This window comes from Psychrobacter sp. ENNN9_III, from assembly GCF_001462175.1.
Lineage (GTDB): Bacteria > Pseudomonadota > Gammaproteobacteria > Pseudomonadales > Moraxellaceae > Psychrobacter.
On record NZ_LNUO01000207.1, the window covers coordinates 1 to 11,089 of the forward strand.

The 11,089-nt window shown below is 34.3% G+C and carries 8 protein-coding genes; 4 read left to right on the forward strand and 4 right to left on the reverse strand.

The window, feature by feature from the left end; translation table 11 throughout:
* Positions 1–768 (reverse strand): sugar phosphate nucleotidyltransferase (locus PENNN9_RS12360; protein ID WP_058369954.1); only part of this gene is annotated, 768 nt, incomplete at its 3' end.
* A gap of 131 nt (positions 769–899) precedes the next feature.
* On the opposite strand from PENNN9_RS12360, the gene PENNN9_RS12365 reads away from it, so the two are divergent.
* Genes PENNN9_RS12365 through PENNN9_RS12380 form a run of 4 tightly spaced genes read left to right on the forward strand, consistent with a single transcriptional unit; the run spans position 900 to position 5,332 of the window.
* Entirely contained in the window at positions 900–1,901 is a 1,002-nt protein-coding gene (locus tag PENNN9_RS12365; RefSeq protein WP_058369955.1) for a hypothetical protein, read from the forward strand.
* Positions 1,902–1,937: 36 nt separating this feature from the next.
* Positions 1,938–3,197 carry a nucleotide sugar dehydrogenase gene (locus PENNN9_RS12370; RefSeq protein WP_058369956.1) on the forward strand — a complete coding sequence of 420 codons (1,260 nt, stop codon included), beginning with the start codon at positions 1,938–1,940 and terminating at the stop codon, positions 3,195–3,197.
* A gap of 3 nt (positions 3,198–3,200) precedes the next feature.
* A complete protein-coding gene (locus PENNN9_RS12375) occupies positions 3,201–4,292 on the forward strand; it encodes a glycosyltransferase family 2 protein (RefSeq protein ID WP_058369957.1) in 1,092 nt (363 codons plus the stop codon).
* A gap of 2 nt (positions 4,293–4,294) precedes the next feature.
* Positions 4,295–5,332, forward strand: coding sequence for an ATP-grasp fold amidoligase family protein (locus PENNN9_RS12380; RefSeq protein ID WP_058369958.1), 1,038 nt, complete (start codon positions 4,295–4,297; stop codon positions 5,330–5,332).
* A 177-nt stretch (positions 5,333–5,509) separates the two neighbouring features.
* Here PENNN9_RS12380 and PENNN9_RS12385 read toward each other — a convergent pair whose 3' ends face one another.
* From PENNN9_RS12385 to PENNN9_RS12395, 3 genes are all read right to left on the reverse strand, one after another.
* Positions 5,510–7,111: a hypothetical protein gene (locus tag PENNN9_RS12385; protein ID WP_058369959.1), complete on the reverse strand. Its 1,602-nt coding sequence runs from the start codon at positions 7,109–7,111 to the stop codon at positions 5,510–5,512.
* Between the two features lie 330 nt (positions 7,112–7,441).
* The gene (locus PENNN9_RS12390) at positions 7,442–9,397 is read right to left on the reverse strand and encodes a glycosyltransferase family A protein (RefSeq protein ID WP_058369960.1); all 1,956 of its coding nucleotides are present in this window, start codon (positions 9,395–9,397) and stop codon (positions 7,442–7,444) included.
* Between the two features lie 41 nt (positions 9,398–9,438).
* The gene (locus PENNN9_RS12395; RefSeq protein WP_058369961.1) at positions 9,439–10,890 is read right to left on the reverse strand and encodes a hypothetical protein; all 1,452 of its coding nucleotides are present in this window, start codon (positions 10,888–10,890) and stop codon (positions 9,439–9,441) included.
* Positions 10,891–11,089 lie beyond the last annotated feature (199 nt).

Sequence of the window (11,089 nt, forward strand, 5' to 3'; positions counted from 1 at the left end):
GGGGGGGGGGGGGGGGGGGGGGGGACGGGGCTGAATCTCACCGCCGACCGAGGCTGTGGTATTGGCTAGATAATCAAAGATTTGATTGCTAAATACATAACGGCCGACCACCGCTAAGTTGGATGGCGCATCTGCTAAGCTCGGCTTTTCTACAAAGCCTGCGACTCTAAAGCTGGCATTTACTGCCTTCTGATCATCTACCTTGTTAGCATCGCTAGAGGCTTCATCTAATTGAGCGATACCGTACTTATGCACGTCTTCATCGACGACTTTATCTACCAAGATTTGAGAATGGCTGTCTTTAGCAAAGGCATCCAGCATAAAGGCCAAATTGTCAGTGGACATATCAGTGGTAAAGGGGTCGAGGACGACATCCGGTAGCAAGACGGCAAAGTCATGTGCGCCGATAATAGGACGCGCGGCCAACACCGCATGACCCAACCCTAACGGCTTACCTTGACGTATCATCGATACGGTCACATCCTCTGGTAGCCAGTTAAGACTATCGGCAAGCTCGTCTTTGCCTTTGTGACGCAATTGGTTATCGAGCTCAGCATTGATATCGAAGTAGTTTTCAATTGCGCTCTTTTGCGCGTGGCCGACCAAGACAATATGTTTGATACCGGCAGCGATGGCCTCCTCAACGACATAATGAATAGCTGGGCGATTGCCAAGTGGCAGCAGCTCTTTTGGCACTGATTTAGATAGTGGCAACATACGGGTGCCAAAGCCTGCGACGGGGATGACGGCGTGGGTGATACTCTGCATAACTGACTGTTCCTATCGATGCTTATAATAATGTGTTTTATATACTTGTTATGGAAATCATTCAAAATGGGAAAGCGATAGCGTATCATAATAGAGATAATTTACTATCAAAGGGCAAACTGTACTAGCTCATGAATTTTAACCAATATATAAAGCCGCTTCTGTCAGGGTATTGTAGTCATTACAAACACCCTACACAGCGCTTAGCACTGGTCGTCGGTATGCAGCCATGGCGAGATTTAGTTGGGGACTGGGTATTTGAGCAAAATCATATCCAAATACAGCGGCATTTTAGTGGACGCTACTTTAAGCTATGGTTAAAATCCTTTATCAAACTTGTAAATCCTGTCATTTATATATGGGGATATAAAGCACCTGATTATTTTATAGAATATATACGAGAACAAGAGCTAGATATTTTCTTTTTAGAAGATGGTTTTATTCGCTCAGGCCCTGACGATGAGAGCGGTGCTCCGCCATTATCTATCGTCATGGACAGCCAAGCGCCTTACTTTGACACGACAAGGCCGAACGATTTAACAGATCTAATCGCTAACTTTGACTTTGATCAAGACGGTTATAATGAGGAATTGGCACAGGAGATGCTAAATTATTACGTCTCGCATCGGGTGAGCAAATACAATCATCAGCCCTATGTTGATGTGCAGCCTACCTATGGCGAAAAGACTAAAAAGCGAATATTAGTATTAGGACAAGTGCCACATGATGATTCATTAAAATATGGCGGCGGTATTGGTATTACACTGCTAGATGTGGTTAATCAAGCAATCGAAGATAATCCTAATGCGCAAATCATCGTGAAGCCACATCCAATGACGTTGGACGATGCTTCTCTTATTAACACCTTAAATGAGTTAGATTGTCTTATTCTCACCCAGTCTATTCATTTAGTGGATGCTTTAGAGACCATCGATCATGTCTATACTATTACATCATTGAGTGGGTTTGAGGCGTTGTTAAGGGGGAAACAGGTCACGGTATTAGGGCAACCTTTTTATGCTAAATGGTGTAATGACAGTAAAATTAATAATTTAGAAACCCACAGACGATTACTTTCTCAGTTATTTTATATCTGCTATTATAGCTATCGTTTTAACTCATCAATAAACTAATACCGTTTATCTTATTCTTTATTAAAAGGCTGTTCAATGAATTCTAAAAAAATTGCAATAATTGGATTAGGTTATGTAGGTTTACCACTGGCTTGTGCCTTTGCAAAAAAATATGACGTTATTGGTTTCGATGTTAATGAAACACGTATTACTGAGCTATCCAATAATATCGATAAAACTAAAGAAGTTACTACTGAATATTTGCAAAATACTTCACGGCTTACCTTTACTTGCGATAAACGTGAATTAGCGACAGCCAATGTTTTTGTTATTACGGTACCAACACCTATTGACGATAATAATTTGCCCGACTTATCACCATTGGTTAAAGCTTCACAGATGTTAAGTGAAATCATCAAACCAAATGATATTGTTATTTATGAATCAACGGTATATCCAGGCGCTACTGAAGAGGTTTGTATTCCTGAATTAGAAAAATCGAATTTAAAGTTGAATATAGATTTTGGTGTCGGATATTCTCCAGAACGTATTAATCCAGGTGATAAACTGCGTACGGTAGAAAACATATTAAAAGTCACTTCAGGTTCAAACCCTTACTATACGGATATAGTAGATGAACTCTATAGCTCGGTCATTACTGCTGGTACCTTTAAAGCTTCTTCTATAAAAGTCGCTGAAGCATCCAAAGTTATTGAAAATACCCAGCGTGATGTCAACATTGCTTTGATAAATGAGCTGGCTCTTATCTTTAACGAAGTTGGCATTGATACTCATGAAGTTATAGAGGCTGCTGCTACTAAGTGGAATTTCATCAAGCTTATGCCTGGTCTGGTAGGTGGACATTGCATTGGTGTGGATCCTTACTATTTAGCTCATAAAGCTTCATCTTTAGGATTGAACCCTAACTTGATTTTGACTTCTCGTGCTATCAATAACTCTATGAGTAAATTCGTTGCTGAACAAACTATCAAAAAGCTTATCTCATACGGGAAAAATATCAAAGATGCCCGCATCTTACTTCTAGGAGTTACTTTTAAAGAAAACTGCCCTGATGTGAGAAATACTAAAGTAACCGATATCGGTATTGAGCTTGAAAAATATGGGGTAAAAATGACTTATTCTGATCCTTGGGTCACTGAAGAAGATTGGAATAGTTTGAATGTTAATCATGTCGATTATAAAGATATTGAGGAAAATAGTTTTGATGCCATTATTGTAGCGGTTAACCATTCAGAGTTTGTTGGTGAAGACGACAAAATAGATGGTTTCTGCAATCAGCCTAAAGTGGTCATCGACGTTAAAGGTGCATTAGTAAATCCAGACTGGCGTTTATAATAAATGAGTAAAATTTTAAAAGAGTTTGAGCATTATGTTCAAGCTCAGCAATACGCCAGCGCGGACTCTCTAGTTGAGAATCTGCTACAGACTGACTGTATTGCTAGCTTGGAAAGAAAGGATGCGCTTCAAATCCTATATCGAATAGGTTATGTTTATCCTGACTTGACTCTAGAGCTTTGTAATCAACGAGACGATATTCCTAGACCATTTAAAGATACTTTGAGAATAGCGTTAGGAAATACTCCGCCCCTTCGACTTTATAGCCGTGCTGATACACTTGTTGCCGTAAAAATCGCTCTCATGCGACATAAACCTTTATTGGCAAAACTACTAATTCATAGGTTTTACCGTCAGTATGGCCTACAACCTATAAATTTAGTTAAAAACAATAAGCTCACTATCGGTAATAACCACAAAAAAATAAAGAAAATTCATAATGCTCAAAAAATCAGCATTATAGTCACTACCTATAATTCTGTAGCTTTCATAGAAAACTGTATAGACTCTTTGTTGAATCAATCCATTAACAATATTGAAATCATTGTAGTCGATGATGCTAGCACTGATAATACTGTAGAAGTACTCAAAAAGTATTCATCTATAAAAGTCATCGAACTTAATGAAAATCGTGGTACATATCACGCTAGAAATATCGGTATAGAATATTCGTCTGGCGAATTTATCACTTTTCAAGACTCAGATGATTGGTCACATCCAGAACGTGTCGCACGACAACTATTACAGTTAAATAAAAACTTTAATACTGTAGCCAATTTTTCTAATTTTTTTAGAGTAGATGATGAGACAGGATTACCTATTTGTCGTCAAAATTACCCACTTTTACGGCTTAACCTTTCCTCAATGATGATTTATAGAAAGACAATAGAAGCGCTAGGTGGGTTTGATGATCAGCGTAGAATTGAGTCAGATAAGCGCTTACTTAATAAAATTTTTTCTAATTATGGAGAGAACTCTATTGAATATATTAAGCTACCCCTAGCAATTGGATTATTAAGAAAAAACTCTTTGACTACTGCCAAAGATTCAGGATTTGATAAGTACGGATATTCATCTACAAGAGAGTTAATATAATAATGATTAATGAACTGACTCAACCTGAACTATTTACGAATGCTCTATCGCAACTTGATATAAATATCAAGCAGTTTGAAGCTATTCAGGAACATATAAGGTTGACTCTAGATAGAGTGGCGCTGATATACGGACGAGACAGCCAAGAATACACAGAGAGCTTAAAAAAAGTATACAACGTTATTCCTTTAAGTGAAATTAAACAACCGTATATTTTACCTTATATGTCTCTGCCTACTCATTACTCTCACGTGGCAAAACAAGTAGAGTATATGCGGTTCAAACAGCATCTGAGTGCTATAGGCTGCAATATATCTCCTTGGGATAACAACAAAAAAATTGATCAACAGTTCGCGCAGTCATTGAATATTCCTACTCCAAAACTACTTCAAAGCGAGTGCAAGTTTGAAGATATTGATTTTACTGATTCCATCGTTATCAAACCTTCATTTGGCTGTTCTTCTACCAATGTTTTCTTTTATTTTAGCCATGAAAACATTTTAGAAGTTAAGACAAACCATGCCTTTAATAGTTTGGATGACTTTAAAAAAGAAATACTAGGTAGGGACATTCAGGGCCTTTGGCAAACTGAAAAACTTATTTTGAATGGCGATAATAAAGCCGCTCATGATATAAAAGTGTATATGTATTATGGAATAGTGGGTACTGTCTTAGAAATTAAAAGATCTGATAAAGCTTATCAGTGTTGGTATGATAAAGACGGTAACGTACTTGAAAGCGAACGCCGTAATCAGCCATGGTTTGAAGGTACAGGTTTTGATAGCTCAGTATTAGAATATGCAAAAGATATCTCTCTAAATATCCCTGCACCCTTTATGCGTATTGATTTTTACAAAGGTACAGATGGTTACTATTTGGGAGAATTAACACCTCATCCAGGACGCTACTTCCCAGAATACAGTCCAGCATTAGATAAGCAATTAGGAAAGCTTTTCTGCGATGCAGAAGCCAGACTATTTAAAGATTTATTACACATAAAATCTTTCGAAAATTATTATAGCTATTATGGATTATTGTAATTTACAAATCGTTTTAAATTAAATCATTATGGGATATCGATTATTAGATAAAGTTCATATAGGCTGCTTATAAACATTAAGCAGCCTTTTACTGATGAAAAGTACTTGCCACTAGATAGATATGGAATAAACAAAACCTCTAATAAAAATGCTTTGCGATAATATAATAATATCGTATTAATCAAATATAGAAGCTGCAATCATTGCTGCGACTCCTTGCCCATCTATTGCATGGTTAAACATTTTATGTTCTAAAGCTAGCTTCATAGTATTATCAGTCTTGTTAATAAATTCTTTGCCAAAAAAATCTTTTACAAATACTTTAGCTCTAGCTACTTGGAAATCTTCATTTAAAAATTCGATGGCTGAGCTAGTTTTCTTTAGAGGTTCTTGAGCTAAGCTTATATCAGTACTAGTGTAAGCTTTACCTGTACTGATTCTATCAAGCTTATCTAAAAGAACAAGATTTCTCTTTCTTTCAGTAGTCAATGCCTTTAAATCACTGTCAAAAGGTATACCGAGAATCTCTGGAAGTAAGTTTGACATAATATCATAATTTACTTGCCCTACTTTAAATCTACTACTACCAGAAACTTCTGAAACCTCATCAAGGATTTTAGACCCTAAAGGATTAAATAGTGTCATATACTGTGGATTTCTACCACCATGCATTCTGTCTCTATACTCTCTAAAATGTAAAACCATTGGATCTACTTTAGAACCTATTAAACTCATTCTATGTATTTCAGCTTCTATATCAGATCGTACATTATAAGACAGCCAATTAGGCTTAATCATAGAAACGTGAGAAGAGACTAACTCTTCAATACTTTCGTGTTTATAAACGCGACGATGGTTTCCAGCTCCAGAACCACCTAAAGAAACAGTACCATTTTGAGGCCCATGAGGTGGAAAGTAGATAGGATGATAAACACCTAGACAAAGAGCTTTCCATGACTCATAAGACTCTTGTCCTGAATATTTATTTTCTATATGTTGTCTTCGCACATTAATAGGATATTCATAACATCCTGCAATATCTCTGGCAATTTCCAAGTCTAATGTGTTTCCTTTAGAGGATCCGCAACTTAGCATAGGATAGTCACTTCCACTCAAGGATAAGTCTTTCGCTTTTTTTAGAAGTGTAAATACTGCTCTTGAGTCTGCTCCTCCGGTAAGATCAGAAATTATATGAATATTGCTCTCAAGTAGTCCTTGTAAACGAGCAGTCCATGTACCTATAAATAAAGATAAACCCTCTTCATATGAGCTAAACACATTTAATCTTTTAATCCTTTCAATAGAACATTCCGATTTAGATATTTTCAAAGTACACCCAGCTGGTAGTAATTTGACTCCCTCAATAAAGGTATTAACAGAGTAAAGCTGATTAAAAAAAGACCCTTTATGAATTCCTATAGCAGATAACTGAGAGAAATTGGCTTTTAAACTGATTTTGTTTTCCTTTAAATAGTCTGCTATTAATTGTATAGAGTTTGAGACTACCCACATATCATCTGTCCAGTAATAAAAAACTTTCTTATAACCTAGAAAGTCGGTGCTGAACAAATAATCATTATTAATACGCTCCGCATAAATATAACAACCATCCTCACTACCGTTTATTCTTTTTCCAGTTTTATTATAAAAATCTTTCTGACCTTCACTACCAGAAATATAATCACTACCAATAAAACAATACCCTTGAAAGAAAACCTGAGGGTTTTCCTTGTTACTAGCAAATAAGAAGCACTGTTCATTTAATTTATTCTTGTTCATACTAATACCATGTTATAAGTTGGGATAAGGGTTACAATCTTGTATAATCAATCCTAAATATAATTGGCATACTCTATGCCATATGCTGTTGGGATGAATTTTGCGCAGCCTCTAGAGTAACGAAATCGCACAGCAAGCAAGGGAAACTTACACTAGCGGCACTGTATCAGTTTTAAATTGAGTCAACTATATAGTGATAGTTTATCTCACATAGAAGATTTATCAAATCTATAACAAGCTAAACTGAAATTATATATAAAATATATAAATACACATTCATTGTAAATTCAATTCTCAGTAAAACAACTAGCCTTGCTATGTCAATAATAATTATCTATACCTTTGAAAAAAGTTCGCTACTTTAACATCATCGACAAACTCTGGTAGCATACTTTCTAGTCCCATACCTATATACTTATTATCTTGCATCACTGCTTTAATACTTTTATATCCCCATGGTGACATGGTTTTTATTTCACTTATGATTTTTGCTTCTTTATCCGATACCCTATACTCGTCACACAAGTTTGGCGAACCTTTCGATTCGTAAGTTTCATTCAACCAATTTTTATGTCTATCTATACATAATAACAAAATATTATTCTTACGACACTCGTTGCTAAAGTAAATATCTACCATTCCACCTGTAGGCCACATGTCAGGATTCAATTGCCTAAACAAGCTAGAATGAAACGCAACAGTACCTGTACCTAAATTATTGACCAATTTAGGAGATTCTAATTTGGTTCCTTGAAAATGATAAACAAACCTTCTTTTAAAGTAGCTTCTTGGATTTTCTTCATACATTACTCCATGAACACCAATTACTAACGAATTCTTGTATACCTTCAGCCTATCTAGCAAACTTCTTACATAGTCATGAGGGTATAGAATATCATCATCGATAGTAAAATAATAAAAATTCGATAATTGATTTTTGAGTTTATCAAAAGCTAAAAATTTAGCATTATCTCTATAATCTTTAAAACAATCTTTAGATAGTGTTACTGTGATTTTATCATGATTAAGAAAAGAAGGTATTTTCTCAAACTTGTCGAGATAAACATATAGATGATCAACTTGTGGCAATATACGTTGGACTACTAATTGGAAACTTTCTAACCTTTCCGGTATACAGCATCCAGATGCAAACACTTTCTCATTAGGAGGGTTTAAGCTACTAATACTCTCAGGATAACTTCTAATTGGTCTTAATCTATAAGGAGCATATATGTTTTTGTACCATTGTTTTTTCTTATTTTTATCTTTATAGTTATTTTTAAAAATCTTCACATAATTTTTTCTATCTTCTGAGCTTGACTGTTCAACTGAACCATCATCGTTAAAGGTTATCATATCAGCAACAAGTGAGTTTTGTCTTAGTTCAGCCAAGTATAAAGCAACGTCTAATTCTTTTATACTGTCACGACCATATAGGTGTCTTAAGCGCTGGAACCACTCATCATCTCCTGCTTTTCTAACTGAATCAAAATATCCAATATCAACGAAAGCATCTCTACGAACAGCAAGTGTTATTAAACCAAACTTTGACAAATTGCCACCTACAGGAATTATATCCATTGTATCTGGGTTGAATCTAGCATATTTAGTTCTAGTAGCAATTAAATCTTTATTTTCTATTAGTGGGTATATTTGTACTATGGTACGTTCTGGATGGGAATAGTCATCCGCATCTTGGAATAGAATAAATTCTCCAGTTGCACTTTCAATAGCGATATTTTTGGCTAAATACGTTCCACCATTAACGTTTGTTCGTATAATTTTTATACTCTTTTCTGACTGTTCCTTGAGTATTTTCAGTTTTTCCCACGTACCATCTGAACTTTTATCATCACATATAACAATCTCAATATTAGGATAGCTTTGCATCAAGATAGACTGAATCGACCTTTCTATTGTTTGCTCTGCATTAAAAGAAGTAACTACATAAGTAACTTTCGGTAGTGCTTTCTTATTAATGACTTTATTAATATCCTTGAAACCATCAAACTCTTGTAAAGACTTTAAAATATATTTAACTGAATTATTTTGAACTATATCCGTTTCTTTAGAAATAGGAATACCATGTTTCGTATTCTCAAGATATTTATAAGAGTCGTTGAGGTTACTAATCCCGTTACGACTATCACATAGCATAATGTTTGCTTTAACTGATTCAATACCTACTAATTCTCCAGCCTCTATATATAACTTCTTTGCCTCACTATAGTTTTTTGCTCTAAATAATTCGTTGGCTTTACTTAGTAAAAAAACATTTGAACTCATTACTACTTCCTTATGAACGTTTTGATCAATTAGCCAAATTTTTATTTCTTTTTAAAATCAAGAATATGTTTGAAAGACTTATATGGAATTTTAACTGCTTTCAATGGATGCTCAAGCCCTTCTACTAGTGTATTACCCAATTGGTAAGATAAGTGGTTTCTTACTTTCTCGGCCTCATATGCATCTTGATAATCTTCTAAACGAGGTAAAACACTTGAGTCACTATATTCTTTTTTGAAGTTCTTATACTCTTTAGCTAATGATAAAGGTAAAACAGCTAAACCTTTAGCAGATTTTCCTTGTTTTATCATTGTAGCGCCAAGACGATAAGGCAGATCTTGTTTCACACGTTCTGCTGCCCCATAATATATAGGATACTCTGTTACATTATCAGATAGACCTTTACTTTCCGAATGTTTTATACTTTCTTTTTCTAAGTAAATCTTCTCTAACTCCTCCTGTACATAATGTAACTGAGTAATAAGTATTTCATTCTCTTGCTTTAACTTTTTATTACTAAAAACACCAGTTTCATTTATATCTTTTTCTATCTTAATTTTCTCGATGTCTTCTTCTTTTTTCTTTAGTAAACTTCTTGTTTTAGAAATTTCGCTGTTTAATTCTTGTTTTTCCTTACTTAGCTTTCTTACTTCTTCTACTAAATATTTATTTCTATTACTTTCATTTTTGCTTTCTTTTAATTCATTATATTTACTCACATAATTTAAAGTATAAATTATATTGGGTATATTTTTCTTCTTAACCTCATAAATTGATTTACTATAGCTTATCGAAGATTTATTTAGTAAAATGTTGAACATATTAGTTATTTCTGGAAACTCACATAGAATCTCTTCAAACAGATAGTTCTTAATTGTATTTAACTTGTCGACTGGAACAACTTCTTCACTATTCAAAATAAGTGGATTTTTTTCTTGATATAAATCTGTTTCGAAGTAAGTTTTTTGAAAAACACTCTCTATTTTTTTACAAGTATTTTCTATATTATTAACTGCATAAGCACCTTCTACTAATATCGCTTTATCCGTGTTACTTTCTAAGAAATTTAATATTTTCTTATGATAACTTACCCAATTACTAATGATTTCACTAAGTTCATCCACTGTTAGTAACTCGGAATTTATTTGTGAGAGCAATTGATTCGGGTGATCGAATACAAGTACAAACCTTGTACTTGAATCCAACTGATACCAGTAATCCAGTGCTAACAAATTCTCTTCAGACTCCCAACCCCAACTGTCGGAATCTAAATTAGATAAAAGAAGATCTACCATAAGATTATCAGTTAACTTATTATTTGGAACTGTAACATTTTTACGGGATAATATCTTGTGAATAGTTTCTGCAACTTGTTGAGGAGCCAACTTATGATTATAGCTATCTAACGGTTGATTTAAACCATTTTCATAAAGTTTCTTCATCAGTAGATTTGATTTAGAAGAATTGTGTCCAGCCTGAATAATGATACTCATATAGATATCTCTTTTTAATAAAAAACATATTAGTTTGTTTAATACAGTAAAGTATTAGTAGTTCTTCATATGGTAATTGGATGTACTAATAAATAAATTTAGTAATCCCTGAGTCTTATTTCTATTAGAATAAAAATAGTTTCTTGTCTTGAATTGAAGTATCTCGTTTAAATAAAAATTGTTTCAGTAAGAAAATTTC